The sequence below is a fragment of the Streptomyces sp. NPDC057694 genome (genome assembly GCF_042799415.1).
In the GTDB taxonomy this organism is placed as follows: Bacteria; Actinomycetota; Actinomycetes; order Streptomycetales; family Streptomycetaceae; genus Streptomyces.
Genome location: NZ_JBHVIX010000001.1, coordinates 1,405,658 through 1,429,463, shown reverse-complemented (window position 1 = coordinate 1,429,463; position 23,806 = coordinate 1,405,658). Strand labels below are relative to the sequence as shown.

General features: G+C 72.3%; 19 protein-coding genes. 8 read left to right on the top strand and 11 right to left on the bottom strand.

The window, feature by feature from the left end; translation table 11 throughout:
- Positions 1 to 206: 206 nt before the first annotated feature.
- The gene (locus ACFVDP_RS06500; RefSeq protein ID WP_383484142.1) at positions 207 to 2,867 is read left to right on the top strand and encodes an ATP-binding protein; all 2,661 of its coding nucleotides are present in this window, start codon (positions 207 to 209) and stop codon (positions 2,865 to 2,867) included.
- 508 nt (positions 2,868 to 3,375) lie between these two features.
- On the opposite strand, the gene pcaD is transcribed toward ACFVDP_RS06500, so the two are convergent.
- Genes pcaD through pcaH form a run of 4 tightly spaced genes read right to left on the bottom strand, consistent with a single transcriptional unit; the run spans position 3,376 to position 7,226 of the window.
- Entirely contained in the window at positions 3,376 to 4,491 is a 1,116-nt protein-coding gene (gene pcaD / locus ACFVDP_RS06495; RefSeq protein WP_383484139.1) for a 3-oxoadipate enol-lactonase, read from the bottom strand.
- 45 nt (positions 4,492 to 4,536) lie between these two features.
- Positions 4,537 to 5,841, bottom strand: a complete 1,305-nt coding sequence (gene pcaB, locus ACFVDP_RS06490) for a 3-carboxy-cis,cis-muconate cycloisomerase (protein WP_383484135.1) — start codon at positions 5,839 to 5,841, stop codon at positions 4,537 to 4,539.
- A complete protein-coding gene (gene pcaG, locus ACFVDP_RS06485; protein WP_383484133.1) occupies positions 5,838 to 6,443 on the bottom strand; it encodes a protocatechuate 3,4-dioxygenase subunit alpha in 606 nt (201 codons plus the stop codon). The genes pcaB and pcaG overlap by 4 nt, the downstream gene beginning before the upstream one ends.
- Positions 6,444 to 6,452: 9 nt before the next feature.
- Positions 6,453 to 7,226 (bottom strand): protocatechuate 3,4-dioxygenase subunit beta, encoded by a 774-nt coding sequence (gene pcaH, locus ACFVDP_RS06480; RefSeq protein WP_383484130.1) that lies wholly within the window; start codon positions 7,224 to 7,226, stop codon positions 6,453 to 6,455.
- Positions 7,227 to 7,427: 201 nt separating this feature from the next.
- On the opposite strand from pcaH, the gene ACFVDP_RS06475 reads away from it, so the two are divergent.
- Positions 7,428 to 7,895, top strand: coding sequence for a MarR family winged helix-turn-helix transcriptional regulator (locus ACFVDP_RS06475; protein WP_383484127.1), 468 nt, complete (start codon positions 7,428 to 7,430; stop codon positions 7,893 to 7,895).
- 24 nt (positions 7,896 to 7,919) lie between these two features.
- Here the strand turns inward: ACFVDP_RS06475 and ACFVDP_RS06470 are convergent, their stop codons facing one another.
- Together ACFVDP_RS06470 and ACFVDP_RS06465 are read right to left on the bottom strand one after the other, a co-directional pair.
- On the bottom strand, positions 7,920 to 8,843 hold the full coding sequence (locus ACFVDP_RS06470; protein WP_383484401.1) for a DUF3048 domain-containing protein: 924 nt from the start codon (positions 8,841 to 8,843) through the stop codon (positions 7,920 to 7,922).
- A 70-nt stretch (positions 8,844 to 8,913) separates the two neighbouring features.
- On the bottom strand, positions 8,914 to 9,975 hold the full coding sequence (locus tag ACFVDP_RS06465) for an ATP-dependent DNA ligase (RefSeq protein WP_383484124.1): 1,062 nt from the start codon (positions 9,973 to 9,975) through the stop codon (positions 8,914 to 8,916).
- Between the two features lie 73 nt (positions 9,976 to 10,048).
- On the opposite strand from ACFVDP_RS06465, the gene ligD reads away from it, so the two are divergent.
- Positions 10,049 to 11,089, top strand: a complete 1,041-nt coding sequence (gene ligD, locus ACFVDP_RS06460; protein ID WP_383484121.1) for a non-homologous end-joining DNA ligase — start codon at positions 10,049 to 10,051, stop codon at positions 11,087 to 11,089.
- Positions 11,090 to 11,125: 36 nt separating this feature from the next.
- On the opposite strand, the gene ACFVDP_RS06455 is transcribed toward ligD, so the two are convergent.
- Both ACFVDP_RS06455 and ACFVDP_RS06450 read right to left on the bottom strand, forming a co-directional pair.
- Positions 11,126 to 13,354, bottom strand: coding sequence for an OmpL47-type beta-barrel domain-containing protein (locus ACFVDP_RS06455; RefSeq protein ID WP_383484118.1), 2,229 nt, complete (start codon positions 13,352 to 13,354; stop codon positions 11,126 to 11,128).
- Between the two features lie 3 nt (positions 13,355 to 13,357).
- Positions 13,358 to 15,748 carry a ThuA domain-containing protein gene (locus tag ACFVDP_RS06450; RefSeq protein ID WP_383484115.1) on the bottom strand — a complete coding sequence of 797 codons (2,391 nt, stop codon included), beginning with the start codon at positions 15,746 to 15,748 and terminating at the stop codon, positions 13,358 to 13,360.
- A gap of 380 nt (positions 15,749 to 16,128) precedes the next feature.
- Between ACFVDP_RS06450 and ACFVDP_RS06445 the strand changes: the two genes are divergently transcribed.
- On the top strand, positions 16,129 to 17,076 hold the full coding sequence (locus ACFVDP_RS06445) for a multicopper oxidase domain-containing protein (RefSeq protein ID WP_383484398.1): 948 nt from the start codon (positions 16,129 to 16,131) through the stop codon (positions 17,074 to 17,076).
- A gap of 38 nt (positions 17,077 to 17,114) precedes the next feature.
- Positions 17,115 to 17,513 carry a hypothetical protein gene (locus ACFVDP_RS06440; RefSeq protein WP_383484112.1) on the top strand — a complete coding sequence of 133 codons (399 nt, stop codon included), beginning with the start codon at positions 17,115 to 17,117 and terminating at the stop codon, positions 17,511 to 17,513.
- Positions 17,514 to 17,607: 94 nt separating this feature from the next.
- Here the strand turns inward: ACFVDP_RS06440 and ACFVDP_RS06435 are convergent, their stop codons facing one another.
- Both ACFVDP_RS06435 and ACFVDP_RS06430 read right to left on the bottom strand, forming a co-directional pair.
- Positions 17,608 to 19,233 carry an amidohydrolase gene (locus tag ACFVDP_RS06435; RefSeq protein ID WP_383484109.1) on the bottom strand — a complete coding sequence of 542 codons (1,626 nt, stop codon included), beginning with the start codon at positions 19,231 to 19,233 and terminating at the stop codon, positions 17,608 to 17,610.
- A gap of 145 nt (positions 19,234 to 19,378) precedes the next feature.
- Positions 19,379 to 20,011, bottom strand: coding sequence for a TetR/AcrR family transcriptional regulator (locus tag ACFVDP_RS06430; protein WP_383484106.1), 633 nt, complete (start codon positions 20,009 to 20,011; stop codon positions 19,379 to 19,381).
- 80 nt (positions 20,012 to 20,091) lie between these two features.
- On the opposite strand from ACFVDP_RS06430, the gene ACFVDP_RS06425 reads away from it, so the two are divergent.
- Complete coding sequence (locus ACFVDP_RS06425; protein WP_383484103.1) at positions 20,092 to 21,537, top strand: purine-cytosine permease family protein; 1,446 nt, start codon at positions 20,092 to 20,094, stop codon at positions 21,535 to 21,537.
- A 15-nt stretch (positions 21,538 to 21,552) separates the two neighbouring features.
- Here the strand turns inward: ACFVDP_RS06425 and ACFVDP_RS06420 are convergent, their stop codons facing one another.
- On the bottom strand, positions 21,553 to 22,320 hold the full coding sequence (locus ACFVDP_RS06420; protein ID WP_383484100.1) for an IclR family transcriptional regulator: 768 nt from the start codon (positions 22,318 to 22,320) through the stop codon (positions 21,553 to 21,555).
- 217 nt (positions 22,321 to 22,537) lie between these two features.
- Here ACFVDP_RS06420 and ACFVDP_RS06415 point away from each other — a divergent pair, with 217 nt between their 5' ends.
- Together ACFVDP_RS06415 and ACFVDP_RS06410 are read left to right on the top strand one after the other, a co-directional pair.
- Complete coding sequence (locus ACFVDP_RS06415; protein ID WP_383484097.1) at positions 22,538 to 22,660, top strand: putative leader peptide; 123 nt, start codon at positions 22,538 to 22,540, stop codon at positions 22,658 to 22,660.
- Between the two features lie 124 nt (positions 22,661 to 22,784).
- Positions 22,785 to 23,801, top strand: a complete 1,017-nt coding sequence (locus ACFVDP_RS06410; protein WP_383484094.1) for an ABC transporter substrate-binding protein — start codon at positions 22,785 to 22,787, stop codon at positions 23,799 to 23,801.
- Positions 23,802 to 23,806 lie beyond the last annotated feature (5 nt).

Below are 23,806 nucleotides of genomic sequence, written 5' to 3'. Positions count from 1 at the left end.
GCGGGCGAGATCGTTATCCGCCGGGCGCGACCCCGGGGTGCCGCCCGTCCGGGCCCGCCGGATCACCGGCTCCGACCATTTGTGACCGGCTCGCCAACCCCTCACCACGGCGGCGCGGCGCGCACTACTCTCGTGACCAGTACATCATCGGTACGCGGTCGACCGGCGACGGCCGATCCGCGTGCACGACACCGGGAGGGTGCGGGATGACTCAGGGACGGCACGCCGACGCCGCCTCCTGTGGGCCCCAGTTGTGGGAGCGGGAGCCCGAACTGGACGTCGCCGCAAGGGCACTGGACGACCTGTGCGCGGACGCCGCCTCGTCCGGCAGCCTCGTCGTCTACCGGGGAGAGGCGGGGATCGGCAAGACCGCCCTGCTCGACCAGGTACGCCGGCTGACACAGGGCCGGGCCACCGTGTGGTCCGCACGGGGCGGCGAGACCGTCACCTCCGTTCCGTTCAACGTCGTACGGCAATTGCTGCAGCCCGCGCTGCTCGCGCTCTCCGAGGAGGAGTCCCGCGAGTACTTCGGCGACTGGTACGACATCGCGGGCCCCGCGCTCGGCATAGCCGAGCCCACCGGGCGGCAGGCGGACCCGCAGGGCGTGCGGGACGGCCTGGTCGCCGCGGTGTCCCGACTGGCCCGGCTGCACTGGCCGTTGGTGCTGCTCATCGACGACGCGCACTGGGCCGACCTGGAGACCCTGGAGTGGCTCGTCGCCTTCGCCGAGCGGCTCGACGATCTGCCGGTCCTCGTCGTCGTCGCCCAGCGCGACCCGGAGGGCGAGGCCGTCGCCGCCTGCCTGGACGCGGTGGCGCTCGCCGCCCGCCCCGGCACGTCCCGTCTGCGCCCGCTCAGCCCGGACGCCACGGCGGGCCTGACCCGGGCCACGCTCGGCCCGCACGCCGACGATCCGTTCTGCCGCGAGGTGTGGGCGGTCACCGGCGGAAACCCGTACGAGACGGTCGAGTTGCTGGCCAAGGTGCAGGACGCCGGGATGGAGCCCGAGGAGTCCCGCGCCGGCGAACTGCGCGCGCTGAACAAGACGGCCCGCGGCCGCGGCCTCGTCACCCGGCTCGAAGGACTCGGCACCGATGCGACCCGGTTCGCCTGGGCCGCCGCCGTCCTCGGCACCCGGATCGAACCGGGCCTCGCCGCCCTCCTCGCCGGGATGAATCCGGAGCAGGCCGGCCGCTGCGCCGACCGGCTGCGCACCGCCCGCATCCTGACCGACGGCACCTACGGCGACGTCGGCACCCTGGAGTTCGTGCACCCGCTGATCGCCACGGCCGTCTACGAGTCGATCCCGTCGGCCACCCGCACCGCCATGCACGGCCAGGCCGCCTGGGCGGTCACCGCCTCCGGTCACGGCCCGGCCGCCGCCTCCCGGCACCTCCTGGAGGTGCACCCCGACGACGACCCCGAACTCGTCGAGCAGCTGCGCGCCGCCGCCCGCGAACATCTCGCGGTCGGTGCCCCGGCCGCGGCCCGCCGCTGTCTGGAGCGCGCGCTCAAGGAACCGCCGCTGCCCGAGCTGTGGCCGCACGTGCAGTACGAGCTGGGCTGCGCCACGCTGCTCACCTCACCGGCCACCACCGTCCGGCACCTGCGCGCCGCCCTCGAAGCCACGCCGGGCCTGTACGGCGAGGAGCGCGTCGACGCGGTGTGCCGGATGTCCCAGGCCCTGGTCCACAACGACCAGCTCGCCGACGCGCTCACCCTCATCGACGCCGAGTCCCAGCAGCTCGAGCAGGGCCCGCAGCGGCTGCGGCTCCAGGCCAGCCGGTTCTTCTGGGAGAGCATCTACAACGGCGAGTCGGACGCCCCCGGCCGCTCCCGCAGGCTCGCCGACCTCGCCGCCCGGGTCACCGGCCGGGACAACGCGGAGCGGGTGCTGCTCATCCTGCGCGCCTTCGACATGATGAACCGCGGGGAGAACGCCGAGGAGGTCGCCGAGCACTGCGACCGCGCCCTGGTCAACGGCCGCCTCGCGCCCGGGCTCGGCTGGACCGACACCGAGTGGAGCTTCGAGATCCTGATCGCCCTCGGGTTCTCGTACATCTTCTCCGACCGTCTCGACCGCGCCGAGAGCCTCTTCGCGGAGGGCATCCGGGCGTACGAGAGTGCCGGCTGGAGCGGCGGACACCTCGCCGTCGCCCACGCCTTCGCCGGGTACGTCCACCGCAGGCGGGGCCGGCTCACCGAGGCGGAGGCGCTGCGGCTGACCGACCGCGTCGGCCGCGGGCTGCCCATGCACTGGGACGCCGCCGGCAAGCTCATCGACACGCTGCTCGCCCGGGGCCGGCCCGACGAAGCCCTCAAGATCGCCGAGCGGTACGACTACGCGCCGCCCTACCCGTCGACGATCCTGTTCCCCGAGGCGTACTCCGTGCGCGGCCGCCTCATGCTCGCCATCGGCCGCACCGCCGAGGGCATCAGCGAACTGGAGGCGGCGAGCAAGGCCGCGCAGGCCCGCGGCGGGCACAACACCATCGTCTCCTCGTGGGCCTGCGACCTGGCCCGCGCCGTCGCCGACACCGATCCCCGGCGCGCCAACGAACTCGCGGTGCAGGCCCGTGTCCAGGCGGAGCGGCTCGGCACCGATACGGCCATAGGGGAGGCCCTGCGCTGTGCGGCCTCCCTGGAGACCGGGCAGCGGCAACTGACGCTGTACGCCAAGGCGGTGACGTACCTCGAAGCGTCGCCGAGCGCGTATGAACACGCTCTGGCGCGGGTCGAGTACGGGATCGCTGCGCGGTCGCGGGCCGAGCTCAATCGTGGGTTGCAGTTGGCCCGTTCGTGCGGGGCGGAAGGGTTGGCCACCCGGGCGCGGGAGGTGTTGGAGACGGGGCGCGGGCTGCACTGAGCGCCCCTCTCGCCGTGGCTTCTCGCGCAGTTCCCCGCGCCCCTTCACGGGTCGTCGTTCGTCTGCGGCCCGGTGGGGCTTCTCGCGCAGTTCCCCGCGCCCCTGAGGCATGCGCTCCGCGCAGCCTCCCCTTGAGGCTGCGCTTCGCGCGCCTCAGAAGATGAAGGACGGGGCGCGCCTCTCCTGAGGGGCGATGGCCCGCTTCTTCTGAAGGGTGGGCGGCGCGCCCCTCTGATGAGATGGCGCACGAAGTGCGCATCTCAGGGGCGCGGGGAACTGCGCGAGAAGCGGCAACTGGCCCGCGGACGACCGACTACCTGATAAGGGGCGCGGGGAACTGCGCGAGAAGCGGCCACCGGCCGTCGCACGAACGACAACCCGATCAGGGGCGCGGGGAACTGCGCGAGAAGCGGCCACCGGTCCGCACCCGACCGACTACCCGATCAGGGGCGCGGGGAACTGCGCGATCAGCCACGGCGCGGCCGGCACCCGCCAGCGGCCCCCAGAATTACCCGGCCTCCTCGGAGAGCACCCGCTGGGCCACCCCGAACGCCGAGTTGGCCGCCGGAACCCCCACATACACGGCACACTGCTGAAGCACGGCACCGATCTCGTCCGGCGTGAGCCCGTTCCGGCGGGCGGCCCTGATGTGCATGGCCAGCTCGTCATAGTGGCCGTGCGCGACCAGCGCGGTCATGGTGATCATGCTGCGCTCGCGCCGCCCGAGCGTCGGGTCGGTCCAGATCTCCCCCCACGCGTAACGCGAGATGAAGTCCTGGAACCGGGCCGTGAACGGCGTCTGCCGTTCCTGCGCCCGGTCGACGTGCGCGTCCCCCAGCACCTGGCGCCGCACCTCCATACCGCGCAGGGCCCCCTGCCCGAAATGGGAGCGGAGCAGCCCGAGCACCGCCTCCGGGCGCTCGGCGACGGCCAGATGCGAGGCGCCGGACAACTCCACGAGTTCGGCCCCGCGCACCGCGTCGGCGATCTCCCGCAGATGCGCGGGCGGCGTCGCCGGGTCGTCGCGCCCGGCGATCAGCAGCGTAGGAACGGTGATGTCCCGCAGCCGGTCGCGGAGATCGAAGGCGGCGAGCGCGTCGCAGCACGCGGCGTACGCCTCGGGGGAGGCGTCGCGGTTGTCCTGCACGAGGCGCGGCGCGGAGAACCCGGGGGTGAACCAGCGCGTCGGCGCGCTCTCGGCCACCCCGCCCGTGCCCTCCCGGCGGACGAGCTCGGCCCGCTCCTGCCAAGGGCCGGGCCCGCCGAAGTGCGCGGAGGAGCAGAGCACGGCGAGGCTGCCGACCCGCTCAGGATGGTGCACGGCGAGGTGCAGCCCGACGGCGCCGCCCAGCGAGACGCCCGCGTAGGCGAACCGGCCTATTCCCAGCTCGTCGGCGAGCGCCAGCACGAGCTCGGCGAGATCACCGACGGTGGCGCCCGCCTCGATCAGGTCCGCGTCGGAACCGCCGTGCCCGGGCAGGTCCCAGCGCACGACGCGATGGGCCGTGGACAGCTCGGGCGCCACCTGGTCCCACAGCGCGAGCGAGGTGCCGAGGGAGGGGCCGAGGAGGAGCGGGGGCGCGGTGGGGGAGCCCTCCGCGTGGTGGTGCAGAAGACGACTCATGGTGAACTCCAGTGGCGATGAGGGCAGTTGTGGCGGACGGCGGGCTCACATCCGGGTCAGCGCCCGGTCCACCAGCAGCCCCGCGGCCCCCACGTACCGGGCCGGATCGAGCAGCGCCCCGACGTCGACGCTCTTCAGCTCGGGTTCGTCGGCGAGCGCCTCCCGCAGCGAACCCCTGCGCTCCCGGGCCGACGCGGCGGCAGCGGCCAGCAACTCCTTCGCCCGCGCCCGGCCCACGAGCGCGGCCAGCTCGGCGGAGACCCGCTCGGAGACGATCGCGCCCCCGGTCAGGCCCAGGTGTTCGCGCATCACGTCGCCGCGCACGACGAGACCGCGCGTCAGCTCGGCGGTGTCCCGCGCCGCGCCGCCGACCAGCCGCAGCAGCTCCCGCAGCGTCGCCCACTCGGCGTGCCAGGCGCCGGCGGGCCGCTCGTCCTCGGCGGGCAGCGACCCGTACAGCGTCGCCGCGAGGCCGGGCGCCCGCCGGGCGGCGGCGGCGATCAGCGTGGACCGCACCGGGTTCGCCTTGTGCGGCATGGCGGAGGAGCCGCCGCCCGAGCCCTCGGCCAGCTCCCCGATCTCCGTACGGGACAGGGTGAGCACATCCGCCGCGATCTTGCCCAGCGCGCCCGCCGCGAAGGCGAGCGCGCCCGCCAGATCGGCGACCGGCGTCCGCAGCACATGCCAGGGCAACACCGGCGCGGCCAGGCCGAGTTGCTCCGCGTACGCGTCCACGAGAGCAAGGGGGTCCGGGGCGCCGTACGCCTCGAAGGCCGCCAGCGTCCCCGCCGCGCCACCGAGCTGGACCGGCAGCACGAGCGCCCGCAGCCGGTCCCGCGCGTCGAGCACCAGCGACCGCCAGCCGACCGCCTTCAGTCCGAACGTCGTCGGCACGGCGTGCTGGGTGAGCGTCCGGCCCGGCATGACGGTGTCCCGGTGCTCGGCCGCGATCCGCCCCAACACCTTTGCGGTCTCGTCGAGTTCGGCGGTCACGAGGCTGAGCGTCCGTGCCGCGACCAGCATCAGCGCGGTGTCGAGCACGTCCTGGCTGGTCGCGCCCCGGTGCACGTACGCACCGCACTCCACCGGCACCGCCGCCGTCAGATCGGCGACCAGCGGGATCACCGGATTGCCGCCGGAGCGGGCCCGCCGCGCGAGGTCCCGTACGTCGAAACGGCCGGCCACGGCCGCCGCGGTCACCGCTTCGGCGGCCGCGGCGGGCGCGAGCCCGAGCGCCGACTGGGCCCTGGTCAGGCCCGCTTCCGCGTCCAACAGGGCTTGGAGGAAGGCCTGTTCCGAGGTGGTGCGCTCGGTGGGCGCGTCCTCGCTGCCGGGGTCGAACAACGTCACGTGAACTCCAGGAAGACCGTTTCGCCCTCGCCCTGAAGGCGCACGTCGAAACGGTACGTGCCGTCGGCCTGCGGACGGGCGATCAGCGTGTCGCGGCGCTCCGCGTCGAGGCGCGCGAGCAGCGGGTCGTCGTCGAGCGCGGCGTCGTCCGACGGGAAGTAGATCCGCGTGTACAGATGGACGAGGAGTCCGCGCGCGAACACGCACACACTGAGGTACGGGGCGTTGTCGCCGCGCGCTCCCGGCCACCTCGTCCGCACGTACCACTGCCCGCCCGCGTCGGTCTGGCTGCGGCCCCAGCCGGTGAACTCCCAGCCGTTGCGCCCGAGATAGCCGCCGGTCGCCGGGTCGCGCCGGATCGAGCCGTCGGTCCGCGACAGCTCGCCCTCGCTGTCGGGGCCCCATGTCTCCAGGAGCGCGTCCGGCACGGGGGCGCCCTCGCCGTCGTACACGTACCCGCGCACCACGACCTCGTTCGGGTCGCCCGGGGGCACGATGTCGGGGCCGCCGGGGAACGGCAGCGCGTAGCCGTAGAACGGGCCGACCGTGTGCGACGGCGTCGGCAGCACCTGCTCCGGCTCGCTCGTGTCGATCTTCGTCATGGTGTCTGCTCAGCGCCCTTCTTCTATCCAGGTGGCCTGCGGACCGTCGAGCACGATGTCCCAGTGGTAGCCCATGGAGAACTCCGGCACCGACAGGCCGTGGTCGTAGGTGGCGACCAGCCGCTGCCGGGCCGCGTCGTCGGTGACGGACTGGATGATCGGGTCGTACGGGAACAGCGGGTCGCTCGGGAAGTACATCTGCGTCACGAGCCGCTGGGTGAACGCCGAGCCGAACATCGAGAAATGGATGTGGGCTGGCCGCCAGGCGTTGACGTGGTTGCGCCACGGGTAGGGGCCGGGCTGGATCGTCGTGAAGTGATAGCCGCCCTGATTGTCCGTCAGCACCCGCCCCACACCGCTGAAGTTGGGGTCGAGCGGGGCGTCGTGCTGCTCGCGCTGATGGGCGTAGCGGCCGGCCGAGTTGGCCTGCCAGATCTCGACCAGCTGGCCGCGCAGCGGACGCCCGGCGCGGTCGAGCAGGCGGCCCGAGACGGTGATCCGCTCACCGATCGGCTCGCCGGTGTGCTGCCGGGTGAGGTCGTTGTCGATCTCGGTGATGTCGCGCTCGCCGAAGGCGGGGGAGGCCAGCTCCACCAGCTCCGGGTCCTTGGAGACGTCGATGCCGACCGGCGGCTGCTTCGGGTGGCGCAGCGTGGAGGAGCGGTAGGGCGCGTAGTCCCGGCGCGGGTGGTGCTCGACGGGCGCCCCGCCGGCCACCCGTTTCTCGTACGCGGCGTGCTCGGCCGCGATCTCGGCGTCGATGTCGGCTTGAGTGAGGGTCATGGGAGTGCGTGGCCTTCCTGATGTTCCCGTACGGGGCTGCGAGGGTTGCGGGGGCGGGGCCCGGCCGACCGGCTCCCGAGATGCTCAGCGCACTGAGCATTTCCTGAACGAGCGACACGTTGCCACTGGGTACGAGAGCCGTCAAGGGTCTAGCATTGCTCAGTACACTCACGTAAATCCGACGCAGACCGGAGGTCCGCGATGGTCGCGGTGGACCTGAGCAGCCACCCCGGGCACCTCGCCCGACGGCTCCAGCAGGCGCACTATCTGCTGTGGAACACGATGGTCTCCGAGGAGATCACGTCACCGCAGTTCGCGGTCCTGAACGCGCTGGTGGCCGAGCCGGGCCTGGACCAGCGCACGGTCGGCGAGCGCGTGGGACTCGACCGGTCCACGATCGCCGAGGTGATCAGTCGGCTCACCCGGCGCGAGCTGATCGACAAAGAGCGCGATCCGCAGGACGGCCGCCGCTGGCTGCTGCGCCTGACGCCCGAGGGCCTGCGCGCGCACAAGAAGCTGACCCTGCGCACGGCCCGGATGAACCAGATCTTTCTGGCGCCGCTCGACGCGGCGGAGCAGGCGCAGTTCTTCGACCTCATCCAACGGGTGGCGGACGCGGCGGAGGGGCTGCGCCGCCCGCAGGAAGCGGTCGTGGGGACGCACGGCTGACGCGCGGGCCCCACCTGCGCGGGGCTACTTCCGGGCGAACACCACCCACACCTGCCCCGGTGCGAACGGCAGCGGGCCGCCGCCGTCCGCCGCCGTGAACGTGGTGCCGCCCCGGGCTCCCGGCCGCGACCACCGCGCGTCGTACGCCCGCCCGTCCCGCAGCACCAGCGCCCGCCCCGAACCGACCGTCCGGGACAGCGGCGACGTGCTGCCGTTCACGTCGTGGAAGCGCGAGGGCTCCACGTCGACGTACTGCACCACGACCGTCGGCGCCGCGAGCCGCGCACCCTGCGCGTTCGTCGCGGGCCGGCCGTCCATGCCCACCAACCAGCGGCCCTGCCCCGCGGACCAGTCGAAGGTGAACCGGGCGGCGGGGAAGCGCACCGTCTGCTGTGTGCGCGGCTGCCCGCCCGCGGGCGCCTTCGCGGCGAACCGGAAGCCTGCCGCGGTCCCCGCACTCGTCCCGGACGTCGTCCGGCCGAGCCTGCCGGGCCGCAGGTACAGATTGTGCGGCGCGGGCTTCCCGCCGCCCCGGAAGTACGCGGCGGGCTTCGCGCCCTGCGGCGCCGACCGCAGCGGCGCCGCGTCGATCAGCGGCTGGAGCTTGCCCTGCGCCCCCGAGTAGGCGAGCGTCGGCTCGTCGAACTGGCGCAGCAGATCCAGATCGGTCTCCCGGGCGCTGCGCACCGGCCCCACGACGTCGGGGACCCGGGTCCCGAACACCGCCATGAGCCGGCTGAGCCCGCCCTCCACCTGCTCCGCGTACACGATGTCGGCGTCTTCCAGACCGGTCTGCGGGCGGGCCGCGCCCACGTTGTCCACCTTCACGGCGAGGACGGCCGGGCGCCCGGACTCCTGGCCGCCGGGCTGCGTGCCCGTGGGTTTGCAGGCCGCGGCCAGCACCCCGAGCGCACCGATGACGAATCCCCGCCTGCGCATCCCGCGCATCTCGTTCACGTACCCCGCCTACCCATCGCGGGCCGCCGCTCACCCCGCGAGATCCGGACAGCGCCCCGGGTCAGCGCAGCACGTCCGCCAGATCGAACGTCACCGGCTCGTCCAATTGCGCGTACGTACAGCTCTCGGGCTCCCGGTCCGGGCGCCAGCGGCGGAAACGGGCCGTGTGCCGGAAGCGCGCCCCGTTCTCCATGTGGTCGTACGCCACCTCGCAGACGAGTTCGGGCCGCAGCGCCACCCAGGACAGGTCCTTCTTGCCCGTCCAGCGGCTGGTCGCGCCCGGCATCCGCTTCCCCTCGTGGGCGGACTGGTCGCCCCAGGCCGCCCACGGGTGCCCGGCGGGATCGTCCATGCGCAGCGGTTCGAGTTCCGCGACCAGTTCCGTGCGCCGCTTCATGGTGAAGGCCGCGCACACCCCGACATGCTGGAGGGCGCCCTCGTTGTCGTAGAGGCCGAGCAGCAGCGAGCCCACGACCGGGCCGCTCTTGTGGAAGCGGTATCCGGCGACGACGCAGTCCGCCGTCCGCTCGTGCTTGATCTTGATCATCAGGCGCTGGTCCTGCCGGTAGCGCAGGTCCAGCGGCTTGGCGACGACGCCGTCCAGGCCCGCGCCCTCGAACTGCTCGAACCAGCGTCCCGCCAGCTCGGCGTCGGTCGTCGCGGGCGCCACGTGCACGGGTGCCGAGGTGTCCGCGAGGGCCTCCTCCAGGCGGCGCCTGCGCTCGGCCAGCGGGGTGTCGACCAGCGACTCGTCGCCGAGCGCCAGTACGTCGAAGGCCACGAACGAGGCCGGGATGCGCTCGGCGAGGGTGCGCACCCGGGACTCCGCCGGATGGATCCGCTCGCTGAGCGCGTCGAAGTCCAGCCGCCCGTCCCGCGCGATCACGATCTCCCCGTCGAGCACACAGCGCTGCGGAAGCCGCTCGGCCAGCGCCGCCACCAGCTCGGGAAAATACCTGGTCAGCGACTTGGTGGTGCGGCTGGTCAGCTCGATCTCGGGGCCGTCGCGGAAGACGACCGCCCGGAAGCCGTCCCACTTGGCCTCGTAGTGCATCCCGGCCGGAATCCGGGTGGCGGACTTGGCGAGCATCGGCCGGACCGGCGGCATCACGGGAAGATCCATGAACCGATTCTGTCCCGTACGGCAATGAATCGCCCGGTATGCGCGCTACGTCCGGTCGGCCTAGCGTGGGGCCATGGGCAGCAAGGGCGCGGCAGTGGAGCTGGAAGCGGGCGGTCGGACGGTGCGGCTGTCCAGCCCCGACAAGGTGTTCTTCCCCGACGGCGGTGGCACCTCCGGGAAGGGATACACGAAGCTGGACCTCGCGAACTACTTCCTCGCGGTCGGCGACGGCATCGTGCGCGCCCTGCGCGACCGCCCCACCACGCTGGAGCGCTACCCCGACGGCGTCACCGGCGAGTCCTTCTACCAGAAGCGCGCCGCGAAGAACCTGCCCGACTGGATCCCGACGGCCACCATCACCTTCCCGTCCGGCCGCACCGCCGACGAGATGTGCCCCACCGAGATCGCCGCCGTGGTGTGGGTCGCCCAGTACGGCACCCTCACCTTCCACCCGTGGCCCGTGCGCCGCGCCGACCCCGACCGCCCCGACGAACTCCGCATCGACCTCGACCCGCAGCCCGGCACCGGGTACGCCGACGCGGTGCACGCCGCCCGCGAACTGCGCGCCGTGCTGCACGAGTTCGGCGGACTGCGCGGCTGGCCCAAGACCTCCGGCGGGCGCGGACTGCATGTCTTCGTGCCCATCGAGCCGCGCTGGACCTTCACCGAGGTGCGGCGCGCCGCGATCGCCTGCGGGCGTGAACTGGAGCGCAGGATGCCGCAGTCCGTCACCACGGCCTGGTGGAAGGAGGAGCGCGGCGAGCGGATCTTCGTCGACTTCAACCAGACGGCGAGAGACCGCACGATCGCCTCGGCCTACTCGGTCCGCGCCCGCCCGAACGCCCCGGTCTCCGCCCCGCTGACCTGGGACGAACTCGGCGACGCGCTGCCCCGCGACTTCGACATCGTCTCCATGCCCAAGCGGTACGCCGAGGTCGGTGACGTCCACGCGGACATGGACGCCGAGCGGCATTCGCTCGACGCCCTCCTCGAACTCGCCGACCGCGACGAGAAGGACCGCGGTCTCGGCGATCTGCCGTACCCGCCCGAGTACCCGAAGATGCCGGGCGAGCCCAAGCGGGTACAGCCGAGCCGGGCCAGACACGAGGACTGACCCGGCTCGACTCGCCTGCCTGTTAAAGGAGTTCCTCTACGGGAGTTCCTTCACGCGGACGTCCCGGTACGAGACGACGTCCGACGTGCTGTGCACCTGGAGCCCCACATAGCCGGAGGAGTAGCGCCGGCCGTCGGTGCCCGGGTCGTCGCCCCGCGGGGGTTCGAAGAGCTGGCCACCGGTGTTGTCGAACTCGTTGAGCAGCACGCCGTTGCGGTAGATGGAGAAGTGCTGGTCCACCACCTTCACCTCGTAGTCGTTCCACGTGCCCTTCTGGGTGACGCCCGCGCCCGCGAGGCCGACCCGGTCGAAGCCGTAGACCGAACCGGTCTTGTACATGTCGCCGTCGGGCTTGTCGAGCACCTGGATCTCGTGCCCGTACTTGATGGCGACCCACTCCGGGCTCGGCTCCTCGGGGTTGTCGTGCACCCACGGGAAGCGCACGAACACACCGCCGTTGGCGTTGCCCGTGCCCGGCGCGTCGTCACGCCACTGGAGCTTCAGCGAGTAGTTCGCGTACTTGCGCTGCGGGTACCAGAGCATGCCCATGCCCTCGACGTCCGTGCGGCTGGTGATCGAGCCGTCGGCGTTCAGCGTGAACTTCCCGCCGCCGACCTGCTCCCACTTGTCGAACTGCGCCTGCGTGCCGTCCAGGATCTTCGTGTAGCCGTCGGTCTGGCCCGGCTTGCCGATCGAGGACGCCTTCGCCGCCTTGTTCAGCTTGTTGTACTCGCGCTGGTCGACGACGCCTTCCTTGAGGAGCTTGTCCGTCACCGTCTTCACGTGCTTCACGAAGAGCGCGTGCGACGTCCACTCCTTCTCGTCCTCGATCAACTCGCCGATCCGGCAACGGTTGTTGGTGACCCGGTTCGGGATGCCCGTGTCGGTCGTCCCGACGAACACCGTCGACCGCTCGTCGTACTCCGGGCAGTTGGGTGCGGGCACCCCGCCGCCCGACGCGACCGCGAACACGAAGGTCTGCGCCGCGGCGGTGTTGCCCGCCTTGTCGCTCGCCCGGTACGCGACCGAGTGCGCGCCCACCCGGTCCACCACGACCGGCGCGGTGTACGCGAGATAGGGCCCGCCGTCGAGCGAGTACTCGACCTTGTCGACCCCGGAGTCGTCGTCCGTCGCCGTCAGCGTCAGCTTCGCGCTGTTGACGTAGGCGTTGTCGGAGTTCTTGTCGCCGGCGACCGCGAGACTCACGGACGGCGGGGTGGTGTCCTGCGCGGGCGGTTCGACGACCTTGAAGTCGACGGACTTCTCGGCCGCCTGGTTGCCCGCCTTGTCGGTGGCCCGGTAGCGCACCGTGTACGCGCCCGGGTCGTGCACCATGACCGGCGCGGTGTACGGCTGCCAGGCGCCGTCCGCACCGAGCGCGTACTCGATGGTGTTGACGCCGGAACCGGTGTCGGACGCGGTCACGGTGACCGTCGCCATCCCCAGGTAGGCGCCGTCGGCGTCCTTGTCGCCGGTCACCGTCGCCGAGGTCTCCGGCGGTGTCGTGTCGTCCGTCGACGGCGCCACCACCGTGAACTCCAGGGACTTCTCGGCGGCGGTGTTGCCCGCCTTGTCGGTCGCCCGGTACTTCAGGGTGTGCGCGCCGACCTGGTCGACGACCACCGCCGCCGTGTACGGCGTGTAGGCGCCGTCGTCCAGGGCGTACTCGATCCGGTCGACGCCCGAGCCCGCGTCGGTCGCCGACACGGTCACCGACGCCGAGCCGACGAACGCGCCGTCGGCGTTGGTCTGCCCCTCCGCCTTGGCGGAGGTCTCCGGCGCGTCCGTGTCGTCACCGCCGCCGCCGTCCGTCACCACCAGGGTCCCCGTCATGCTGGTGTGGCCGGGGATCGTGCAGTGGTAGCGGTACGTGCCGGGGGAGAGGGTGACCTCGACGGAGTGCTTGCCGCCCTGGTCGTCGTTGGGGTTGGCCATGATGTTGACCGGCACGTCGTTGTTGTACTCGGGATCCGACACGTCGAACGTCAACGTGTGCGGCATCCCTGTGGTGTTGCCGGTCGCCGCGCTGTTCTCGAAGACGATCGTCGCCTTGCCCGCGACCGCGGTCGTCGGCGCCGACGCGTACTTCGTGATGTCGTCACCCGCCGTCCACGTCAGCACCTGCTCGGCCGCCGCGTCCGACGGCACCGGCTGGCTGTACGCGGCCTGGGTGCCACCGAGCCCGAGGAGCATCAGGAGCGAGGCGAGCAGGGCGATCAGGTGTCTGGGGCGCCTGCCCCTGTGGTTACTGCTGTCTCTGCGCATGGGTCAGCCCTTCCTGGCCAGCTGATCGGCCGCCGGGGTCGGCTCGCCACCGGTGTACGTGACCTTCCACAGGGCCGACTTGGAGTCGGAGGTGAAGAAGCCGCGCCCGTAGTCGAGGACGTACAGCGCACCGTCGGGACCGAACTTCCAGTCCATGAGGTTCTTGATGCCGTCGTTCCCGACCGGGACGATCTTCTTCAGCGACTCGGAGTGGATGGGAAGTCCGCCGTCGCCCTGCGTGGACGGGTCCATCACGACGGCGTTGCGCGGCTGGTCGGAGTCGTAGAAGTCCCCGACGAACCACTTGCCGTCCCAGTAGCCCGGCCATTTGTCCGCGTTCGGGATCGACGCGTCGTACCGGTACACCGGCCCGTCCATGGCCGCCTGGCCGCCGCCCTTCAGCCACGGCAGCAGATAGGTGGCCTCGTCCTTCTTGTAGGACGGGACGCCGTTCGCGTCGCGCGGGTAGTCCGGGGCGCCGCCCTGCGGCGAGTACCAGATGTTGTTCCCGGTGACCGGCGGCAGGTTGACGAGACCGTTGTTGTTCGGCGACTCGTTCTTCGGGTGGTCGCAGTCGTACCAGCCCAGCGGCTTGCTCGGGTCGGGGAGATTGCGGTCGCGGTAGGGCTGCTTGTTGCCCATGCAGTACGGCCAGCCGCGGTTGGACGCCTTGGTGATCACGGCGAACGTGTCGTACTTCGCCGGCCCCCAGGTCGTCGACGGCTCACCGGCGTCCGGGCCGACCCAGCCCGCGTACAGGGTGTCGGTCTTCTTGTCGACGGAGATGCGCGCCGGGTTGCGCACGCCCATCACATAGATCTCGCCGCGTGTCTTCCCGCCGCCCTCGGCCGTCTCCTTGCCGGTGAAGAGGTTCCCCTCCGGCAGGGTGTACGTGCCGTCGGCCTCCGGGTGGATGCGCAGGATCTTGCCGTTGAGGTTGTTGGTGTTGCCCGCGGTGCGGCGCGCGTCGGCGAACGACATGCCCTTGTAGTTCGGCTCCGGGTTGTTGCCCGAGTAACCGTCGCTGAACTGCGAGGAGTTGTTGTCACCGGTCGCGATGTACAGGTTCCCCCTGGAGTCCCAGGCGAGACCGCCACCCGCGTGGCAGCAACTGTGCACCTGCACCGGCCACTTGAGCAGCACCTTCTCGCTGCTCAGGTCCAGCTTGTCGGTGGTGAGGTCGAGGGTGAACCGCGACACCCGGCGCTCGGCGATCTGCTTGTCCCGGTCGAGCTGGGAGTGCGGCGTGTAGTGCAGGTACACCCACCCGTTCTGCTCGAACTTCGGGTCCAGCTCGATACCGAGCAGCCCCTCCTCGACCTTGACGAGTTCGTCGCCGCCGCCCTTGTTCCCGAAGACGGTCAACTCGCCCGCGAGCGTGACCTTCTTGGTCTTCGGGTCGTAGACGTGGATCTGCCCCTTGCCCTTGCCGACGTCGGGGTCGTTCCAGTCCGTGACGACCGGCTGCGCGGAGTCCGCGCCGCCGCGCCCGATGTAGAGGATCCGCCCGTCGGGCGCGGTCACCAGGCCGTGCGGCTCGCCGATCTGGTCGTTCTGCCCGGCCTGGTTGGGCTGGGTCAGCCGTTCGGCCTTGTAGTTGCCGTTGATCGTCGCCTTGCAGTCGGCCCGCACGAGCCGCGTCGTCCACAGGAGCGCGCCGCGCAGGTGGTCGCGGAAGTCGGTCTCGTCGTAGCTGGCGGCCGTCCCGCCCATGCCGGTGTAGAAGGACCGGCCGCCGTCGTAGTCACGGCACCAACTCACCGGGTGGTCGCCGCCGTTGGCGCCGTCCCCCGGCTTGTACGTCGACTCGCGCACCCGCGCGACCGTGTGCACGTCCCCGGACGGGTTCTTCGCCCAGTTCAGCCACTGGTCGGGCCGCTTCCACTGCGCCGGCAGGTCCTTCGTCGCCGGGTGCTGCCGGTCGCCGACCTCGACGGTGGCCCGCTGCGCGGCGGTGGGCGACGAGGCCGCGGGCCGGGCGCCGACCAGACCGGTGAACCAGTCCGAGTACGGCTCGGCGCGCGCCGCGTCGTGGACCCCGAGGAAACCGCCGCCGGCCTCCATGTAGGACTCGAGACCCGCTTCCTGGTCCGGGTCGAGGACGTCCCCGCCGCCGGTCAGGAAAACCACGGAGTTGAAGCGCCCCATCTTGGTGCCGTTCGTGAAGACGGAGGCGTCGTCTGTGGCCGTGATCGTGAACCGCTGGTTTGCGGGCCCGGACGCGCCGATCTTCTCGATCGCCTCGATGCCCGCGTTCACCACGGGCGACTCGTCGCCGCCCGCCGCGGACCCGTAGAACACCAGGACCCGCACCGTGGCGCCGCCGGGCGGCGACTTCACGGACATCGTTGTCGCGGGCCCGGCCGGGTCCGGTTGTGCGGTGGCGTTCGGCATGCCCAGCAGTCCCGCGGCGAGCGCACCGGCCGCGACACCTCCGGCCAGGATCCGGGCGCGTCTGCGCCTGCCTGCTCTGAACTCTCGTACGGGCCAAGGCTTTTGATGCGGTAAGCGCCGCATGTGTTCACTCACCCCTCGTCGGACACAGCAACAGCGCGGTGAAAGCTAGACCTCTTTTCATGGCGCGCCAATAGGTATGACCGCAATGGCACGAACTTTGTCCTGAGTGTGGATAAACGAAGATCACGTCGCTACGGTGATCGGCGCGATGCTCTGTGTGACGTGAATGCCCGTACGAGGCTATGGAGTTGGCCGTGACGGAACACGAAGAGACCAACCGGGCGAGCGAAAGCGACCGGCGCGCGCTCAGCCGCCGCATGCTCATCGGCGGCGCGGTGGCGGCGACGGCCGGCGTGACATCGTTGTCGATCGGAGCCTCGGCCCCGCCCGCGGCCGGCGCCGACACCCCGCCGCGCACCGCTCCGGCGGGCGGCGAGGTCAGACGGATCAAGATGTACGCGGAGAAGCTGGCGGACGGCCAGCTCGGATACGGCTTCGAGAAGGGCAAGGCGTCGGTCCCGGGACCGCTGATCGAACTCAACGAGGGCGACACCCTGCACATCGAGTTCGAGAACCTCACGGACGTCGACGCGAGTCTGCACGTTCACGGCATGGACTACGAGATCTCCAGCGACGGTACGCGGATGAACCGCAGCCACGTCGAGCCCGGCGGCACCCGCACCTACACCTGGCGCACCCACGCGCCGGGCCGCCGCAAGGACGGCACGTGGCGGTCGGGCACGGCGGGCTACTGGCACTACCACGACCACGTCGTCGGCACCGACCACGGCACGGGCGGCATCAAGAAGGGCCTCTACGGTCCGGTGATCGTGCGCCGCAAGGGCGACATCCTGCCCGACCCCGGAAAGACCTTCACCATCGTCTTCAACGACATGACGATCAACAACAAGGCCGCCCACGAAGCGCCCACCTTCGAGGCCACCGTGGGCGACCGCGTCGAGATCGTGATGATCACGCACGGCGAGTACTACCACACGTTCCACATGCACGGTCACCGCTGGGCGGACAACCGCACCGGCATGCTCACCGGCCCCGACGACCCCACCCAGGTCCTCGACAACAAGATCTGCGGCCCGGCCGACTCGTTCGGATTCCAGATCGTCGCGGGGGAGGGCGTGGGTGCCGGGGCATGGATGTACCACTGCCACGTCCAGAGCCACTCGGACATGGGCATGGCGGGGCTGTTCCTGGTGAAGAAGGCGGACGGGTCGATCCCTGAGTACGACGACCCGCATCACGCCTGAGAGGCTCGCGCATCGGGCCGCCGCGTACCCTCGCCCGTATGCCTCGCCGTGCCAACAAGCCCCGTCAACTGGTCGCCGACGGGCGCCTGTACATGTGGACGCTGCGCCACAGCCACCGAAAGGACGCCCGAGGCCGGTCCGTGGACTGTCGCCAGACCCTGACCCTGTCCCCGCAACCGGCCGGCAGCGGCGGCCCGCTGCGCATCGTCTTCACCGAGGGCCCCGCCCGGTACGTCCCGGGCGGCGCCCCCTTCGGCTCCGGCGACGTGGGCGCCGTCGGAGGCGCGGACCTGAACCTGCACGAGCCGGGCGCAGTCCGGGCCCTCCTCGACGTGGCACTGGCCCGCGGGTGGCAGCCGGAACAGCGGGGTCCCGTCGAGCTGAACGGCTGGGACCTGCTGGAGGCGGCGGCCGCGGCTCGCAACGGGGGCGCGTGACCGAGCGCCCCTTCAGGGGCGCGGGGAACTGCGCGCTCAGCCACCACGAAACCGGCACCCGCCAACGCACCCCTGGCCCCCGCGGCGCCCACGCCTAAAGATCGGCGGCGCGATACGTCACCCTCCCGTCCAGCACCGTCAACCGCACCGGAAGTCCCGGCAGTTCAAGCGCGGAAACAGCAACAGGATCCCCGCCGAACACGGTGAGATCAGCCCGGAACCCCACCCCGATCCGCCCGGCAACCCCCTCCTCACCGGAGGCGTACGCCGCGTTGACCGTCATCGCCCGCAACGCCTCGGCCCCGGTCAGCGCCTGCTCGGGCCCGTGCGGCGGCAGCGACAGATCGCGGCTGGGCCGCCGGTGACGGGCCCCCGCCATGACGTCGAGCGGCGGATACGGGGCGATGGGCCAGTCCGAGCCGAGCACGACCCGCGCCCCGGCGTCCCACAGATCGCGGCAGCGCCACGCCCGCCCGGCCCGCTCCTCGCCGAGCCGCCGCGACCAGTTGTCGCTGTGGTCGGCGCGGGTGAAGTCGCAACAGTGGGTGGGCTGCATGGAGGCCACGACGTCCAGCTCGGCGAAGCGCCGCACGGTGTCGTCGGGCACGGTCTCGATGTGCTCGACCCGGTGCCGTACGGCCCCCGGCGCCCCGGCCCGCGCCTTCGCCACCGAGTCGAGCACGTGCCGGACCGCCGCGTCACCGATGGCGTGCGTGGCCGTCGGCACACCGGCGCGGTGCAGTTCACCGACGACGTGCGTGTACGCGGCCGGGTCCGGCCAGAACGCGTGCGTCGACTCACCGTGACAGTCGGGCCGCTCCAGCCAGGCCGTGCCGTTGTCGATGGTGCCGTCCATGAACAGCTTGACCCCGTCGACGTTCCACAACCTGCCGCCCGCGCCCTGGAGTTCGATGAGCGCGCGGAGCGCGTCGGCGTCGGCGCCGGGCTGGCACCAGGGGGCGACGCGCAGCCGCACCGGCAGCTCGCCGGCGTCGTCGAGCTCCCGGTACAGGTCGAGGCTGTCCCCGTTCGCGTCCATCGCGTGCCCGCCGGTCAGACCCGCCGCCGCCATCGCGCGCAGCGCCGCCGCGAGCCGGTCGCGCCGCTCCGCGCGGGTCGGCTGCGGCGCGGCCCGCTCGACGAGTTCGCAGGCCGCGTCCTCCAGGAGCAGTCCCGTGGGCCGGCCCCGGTCGTCGCAGACCACCTCGGCGGCCTGGTCGAAGGTGCGCGGGCCGTCGACCCCGGCGAGTTCCAGCGCGCGCGGGCTCGCCAGCATCGAGTGGGCGTCGAAGAGCAGGAGCAGCGCGGGGACGTCGTCGAGCACGGGGGACAGGGCGGCCGCCTCGACCGGGCGGTCCCCGAAGACGTTCGGGTCCAGGCCCCAGGCGTGCAGCCACGCCCCGGGCGCCAGGGTCCTCTTGTGCCGGGCCAGCGCCTCCCGTACGTCGTCCAGGCCCGCGCAGCCGGAGAGGTCGAGGCCGTGGGTGAGTTCGGCGCCGTGGGTCGGGTGTATGTGGCCGTCGACGAGGCCCGGGGTGACGGTCGCGCCCTTGAGGTCGAGGGTGGTGGTCGCCGGGCCCGCGAGGGCGCGGATCTGCTGGTCGTCGCCAAGGGCGCCGATGCGGCCGTCCTGGGTGACGGCCAGGGCCGTGTGCGGGAGGGCTCCGCCCGTTGCCGGGTCCAGGAGGTGGGCGTTGAGCAGGGCGAGTTGGGGGTGCATGGGGCTCCGCGGGATGTGTCGGGTGCGGGTGGTCCGTGGCTGGGCGCGCAGTTCCCCGCGCCCCCTTCGCCTACGGGGGTGGTGAGTTCTGTTCTTCGGCGGCTGTCGCGTGCGTTGTGGTTGCTCGCGCAGTTCCCCGCGCCCCTTACGGGGCGCCCAGCGTCCCCGGCGCCAGGGACAGTTCGCGTTCCGCCAGCGTGATCGCCATCCTCGCCACCGCCGGTGGCACCTCGTCCGGGGTCAGGGTGCCGTCCGCGCTCAGGCCGTCCAGGACGACCAGGATCTGAAGGGCGACGATCAGCGGGTCGGGGGTGCGGAACTCGCCGCGGTCGACGCCGTCCGCGAGGAGGCCGGTGAGGCGGGCCCGCCAGCCGGCCTCCTGGTGCGCGACCTGTTCGCGCAGGGCCGGGCGGTAGCGGCTGAGGTGACGGGCGTTGATCCACAGGGCGCTGATGTCGTCCCACGCCGGATGGCCCGTCGTCCGCGCCAGGAAGCGGGCCAGATGCTCCGTCGGGGTGCCGTCGGGGCGCTCCGCCGGGATGAGCGCGTCGAGCTCCGCCGTCGCCGCCGTGCCGAACGCCTCCGCGACCAGCTCCTCCGCCGAGGGGAAGTAGTGACTCACGAGCCCCGGCCGGACATCCAGCTCCTCGCCGATGCGCCGCAGCGTGATGCCCTCCAGACCTTCGGAAAGCGCAATCGAGGCGGCCGACGCAACGATTTCCGCACGTCTGGCGGCCGGTGACTTTCGAATTCGCTTGCGCTCAACGCTTGACGACATGCCCGGCACGTTATTGAGTGTGCGACCAATAAGCAAGCAGGCGGATCGGTCAAGCACCGCTCGGCATCTCGGAGGGCTCGATGGCGTCCACACTTCCCGACCCGTCCCCACGCACCGACGCGGCCGCCGGCGTCCCGGCCGGTGATCAACGGGCGGGCCGGATCGAGGCCCACGGCATCGACGTGATCCCGGACGCGGACCGGCGGGGCAGGGCGCGCGAACTGTTCGCGGTGTGGGCCGCGACGGGCGTGAACTATCTGAGCCTCGTCGTCGGCGGCTCGCTGATCCTGATGGGGCTCGCCCTCTGGCAGGCGATCGCCGTCCTCGTCGTGGGCAGCCTGTTCTCGGTCCTCACCGGTGTGCTCGCCGTCCCCGGCCCGGCCGCGGGCGCGCCCAGCGAAGTCGTCACCCGCGCGCTCTTCGGCGTCATCGGCAACCGCGTGAACAACGCGATCACCGGCTGGCTGATATCCGTCTGCTACTTCGCGCTCAACCTGTCGGCCGCCGCCGTCGCCGCCTTCTCCCTCGTCGCACGGGTCGGCATCACGGTGAACACCCCGGTCAAGGTCGTCGTCATCGTCGCCATCGCCGCGCTCACGCTGACCGTCAGCGTCTACGGCCACGCCATGATCGTGAAGCTGTACCTCCCCATCACGCTCGCCCTCGCGGCGGTCTTCGCCGTGGTCGCCGTCGTGGTCGTCCGGCACACGGACTTCGGGTACGTTCCGCAAGCCCCGCTCACCGGGGCCGGCCTGTGGGCCGCCGTGCTCGCCGGGGTCACGATGGTCGCCTCGGCCCCGCTCTCGTACACCACCAGCGCGGACTTCTCCCGCTATCTGCCGCGGACGACGCCCAAGCGCGCGATCATCGGCTGGACCGCCCTCGGCAACTTCGTCTCCGGCCTCCTGACCTGCCTCATCGGCGTGCTCGCCGCGACCGCCGTCGACATGGCCGACCCGCAGTCGGCCCTGGAATCGATCCTGCCCGGCTGGTTCATCCCGCTCTTCCTGCTCGCGCTCGTCCTCGGCACCATCGCCGTCAACGCCCTCACCGCCTACAGCGCCGGCCTCGCCCTCCAGGCCGTCGGCCTCACCATCCGCCGCCAGGTCAGCGTCCTGTTCGACGGCACGGTCGCCATCGCGCTCACCCTGTACGGGCTGCTGATCTCCAACTTCCTCGACACGGTCAACAACGTCCTTCAGCTGACCGTCGTCCTGCTCGGTCCGTCCGTCGCCGTCTACGCCACCGACATCGTCCTGCGCCGCAACCGCTACGACGGCCCGGCGCTGTGCGACGAGAGCCCCGGAAGCCCGTTCTGGTACCGCGGCGGAGTCAACTGGGCGGGCGCCTTCTCCCTGCTGGCGGGCGCGGGAACGGCCGCGCTCTGTGTTAACACCCTCTACACCGGTCCGATCGCCGCCGCGCTCGACGGTGTCGACCTCGCGCTGCCGGTGGGGATGCTGGTGTCCTGCGCGTGCTACTGGCTGACGATGCGCCGCTCCCTGGCGGCGATCGCCCGCGACTGACCGGACCGCGTCGTGTTACGCGCCGCGCTCGTCCGGCGGCAGCAGGAGCACCTCCAGGGCCCGCGCGCAGGCCCTGGCCCGGTCCAGGAGCCAGGGGATACGGGCGTCGGGCAGCAGCTCCGGCGTCCCGCGCACCGCGAGCGCGAACCGGGCGTGGCCCGCGCGGTCCAGGACCGGCACCGCGAGCGTGCGCACGCCCTGCGCGGACTCGCCGTCGTTCAGGGCGTGCCCAGACGCCCGTACCGACGCCAACTCCCGCTCCAATGCGGCCCGTTCGACGATCGTGCGCTCGGTGAAGGCGGGCAGCGGGGGCAGCGTGCCGAGGTCGCCGTCGCCCGGACGCGGCCAGGCGAGCAGCACCTTGCCGAGCGCCGTGGAGTGCAGCGGGCGGCGCAGCCCCACCTTCGGGGTGACCGAGCCGCCCGCCACGATCACCGCGTACGGGCCGCTCCGCAGCGCCAGATCCGCGGTGGCGCCGGTGCGCTCGGCCAGGTCCGACAGTTCCGGCGCGGCCAGGTGCAGGCCCCGCTGGTGGTACGAGAGGCGGCCCAGCTCGGTCACCGCAGGGCCGAGCCGATAGCGGGCCGTGCGGAAGTCCTGCTCCAGAAAGCCCGCCGCGAGCAGCGTGCGGGCGAGCCGGTGCGCCGTGGAGCCGGACAGTCCGAGGCGCCGGGCCAGATCCGAGGCGCTCAGATCCGGCCCGTTGTCGTGGAAGCAGTGCAGCAGATCGAGGGCGCGGCGCACGGCCTGGGAGCCGGAGGGCGGTCGGGGGGCATCGGTCACGGCGGGCCCAGAGGGAGGTGAGGGAGTGAGGGGACGACAGGAAACGTCCCACATCGCGGCAGCCCCGAGCACCCCTGGCCCCCTGCCGCAACAGTGCGTTCACACCCGCTCCCACATCGTGGGACGTCGCTTGCCGCCCGGCCGCGGCCCGTGCGAGTCTGCGGCCACACCGCACCAACCGTGCCTGTTCCGGACATCCGGGGAAGGGAGCCGCGCCATGCACCACCGTCACCACCGCATCGCGCCCGCCGCCCGCCCGCTCCCGGTCCCGGCCGCCTTCACGCTGCGCCGCCACATCGATCTGGCCCGCGTGACCAGCGCCGCCTGTCGCCGCGCCTGACGCGCCGCCGCGCACCGCTCTTTCTCTCCCCCCTTTCTTTATTGCGGCTTGCCGCCCGTGGGCCCCGCCCGCCCGCGCACCGCCCTGCCTCGAACGCCCCGCACCCTGACACCCGGGACCCGCCATGCCCTCGCACGCCCCGACCCGCACCACCCCCGACACCCTCTGGTTCACCCGTTGTCCCGTGCCCACGGCCACCGGCATCGCCGCCGACCGGCACTGGCTCGCCGAGGAGTTCGCCGCCGACGGCATCGCCGTACGGTCGCTCCAGGACGCCGCGCCGGACGTCGACCGGCAGACCCACTACACGCACGCCCTGCCCGGGCTGTTCCGCGAGGGCGGCAACGTGCCCGCGCTGTGGGCCCGTTCGCGCGGCGAGGAGACCCGGCTCATCGGGCTGACCTGGATCGAGGAGCGGCAGGTCGTCCTCGTCGCCCCCGGCAGCGCGGTGCGCGGCGCCGAGGACCTGCGCGGCCTGCGCCTGGCCGTGCCCCGGCACACCGTCGCCATCGACTTCTGGCGGGCCATGGCCCTGCGCGGCTTCGAGGGCGCCCTCGCCTCCGCCGGCCTCGCCCTGGACGACGCCCGCCTCGTCGACGTACCCGCCGACGGACACCGGGGGCAGTGGGCCGCCGAACTGGCGGCGCTGCGCCGCGGCGACGTCGACGCCGTCTACGTCAAGGGCGCCCTCGCCGTCGAGGCGGCCCGCCGCGCCGGAGCCCGAGTCGCCGTGGAACTGGATGAGTTGCCGGACCGCACGCATCGCGTCAACAACGGCACGCCGCGCCCCATCACCGTCCACCAGCGGCTCCTCGACGACCGGCCCGACCTCGTCGACCGCTTCCTCGCCGTGCTGCTGCGCGCCGCCGACTGGGCCGCCGGGCACCCCGGCGACGTGGCCCGCATCCTCGGCGCCGAGACCGGCGCCGGAGCCGAGGGAGTCGCGGGCGCCTACCGCCCCGGCACCCACCGCACCCTCCACCCCGACCTCTCCACCGACCGCCTCGACCTGCTCGCACGGCAGGAGAACGCCCTGCGCGCGCACGGCTTCCTGCCCGCGCCCGTCGACGTGCACCAGTGGGCCGACCCCGAGCCGCTGCGCCGGGCCCGCCTGCTGCCGACCGCCCCCGAAGCCCCGTGAGGACG

Bases quoted from the DNA above. Each gene is read 5' to 3' on its own strand.
- ACFVDP_RS06455 (WP_383484118.1), bottom strand. From the start codon at position 13,354: ATGCGCAGAGACAGCAGTAACCACAGGGGCAGGCGCCCCAGACACCTG.
- pcaD (WP_383484139.1), bottom strand. From the start codon at position 4,491: ATGAGTCGTCTTCTGCACCACCACGCGGAGGGCTCCCCCACCGCGCCC.
- ACFVDP_RS06425 (WP_383484103.1), top strand. From the start codon at position 20,092: ATGGCGTCCACACTTCCCGACCCGTCCCCACGCACCGACGCGGCCGCC.
- ACFVDP_RS06430 (WP_383484106.1), bottom strand. From the start codon at position 20,011: ATGTCGTCAAGCGTTGAGCGCAAGCGAATTCGAAAGTCACCGGCCGCC.
- ACFVDP_RS06470 (WP_383484401.1), bottom strand. From the start codon at position 8,843: ATGCGCGGGATGCGCAGGCGGGGATTCGTCATCGGTGCGCTCGGGGTG.
- ACFVDP_RS06435 (WP_383484109.1), bottom strand. From the start codon at position 19,233: ATGCACCCCCAACTCGCCCTGCTCAACGCCCACCTCCTGGACCCGGCA.
- ACFVDP_RS06500 (WP_383484142.1), top strand. From the start codon at position 207: ATGACTCAGGGACGGCACGCCGACGCCGCCTCCTGTGGGCCCCAGTTG.
- ACFVDP_RS06410 (WP_383484094.1), top strand. From the start codon at position 22,785: ATGCCCTCGCACGCCCCGACCCGCACCACCCCCGACACCCTCTGGTTC.
- pcaG (WP_383484133.1), bottom strand. From the start codon at position 6,443: ATGACGAAGATCGACACGAGCGAGCCGGAGCAGGTGCTGCCGACGCCG.
- ACFVDP_RS06450 (WP_383484115.1), bottom strand. From the start codon at position 15,748: ATGCCGAACGCCACCGCACAACCGGACCCGGCCGGGCCCGCGACAACG.
- ACFVDP_RS06440 (WP_383484112.1), top strand. From the start codon at position 17,115: ATGCCTCGCCGTGCCAACAAGCCCCGTCAACTGGTCGCCGACGGGCGC.
- ACFVDP_RS06445 (WP_383484398.1), top strand. From the start codon at position 16,129: ATGCTCATCGGCGGCGCGGTGGCGGCGACGGCCGGCGTGACATCGTTG.
- ACFVDP_RS06465 (WP_383484124.1), bottom strand. From the start codon at position 9,975: ATGGATCTTCCCGTGATGCCGCCGGTCCGGCCGATGCTCGCCAAGTCC.
- ACFVDP_RS06415 (WP_383484097.1), top strand. From the start codon at position 22,538: ATGCACCACCGTCACCACCGCATCGCGCCCGCCGCCCGCCCGCTCCCG.
- pcaH (WP_383484130.1), bottom strand. From the start codon at position 7,226: ATGACCCTCACTCAAGCCGACATCGACGCCGAGATCGCGGCCGAGCAC.
- ligD (WP_383484121.1), top strand. From the start codon at position 10,049: ATGGGCAGCAAGGGCGCGGCAGTGGAGCTGGAAGCGGGCGGTCGGACG.
- ACFVDP_RS06475 (WP_383484127.1), top strand. From the start codon at position 7,428: ATGGTCGCGGTGGACCTGAGCAGCCACCCCGGGCACCTCGCCCGACGG.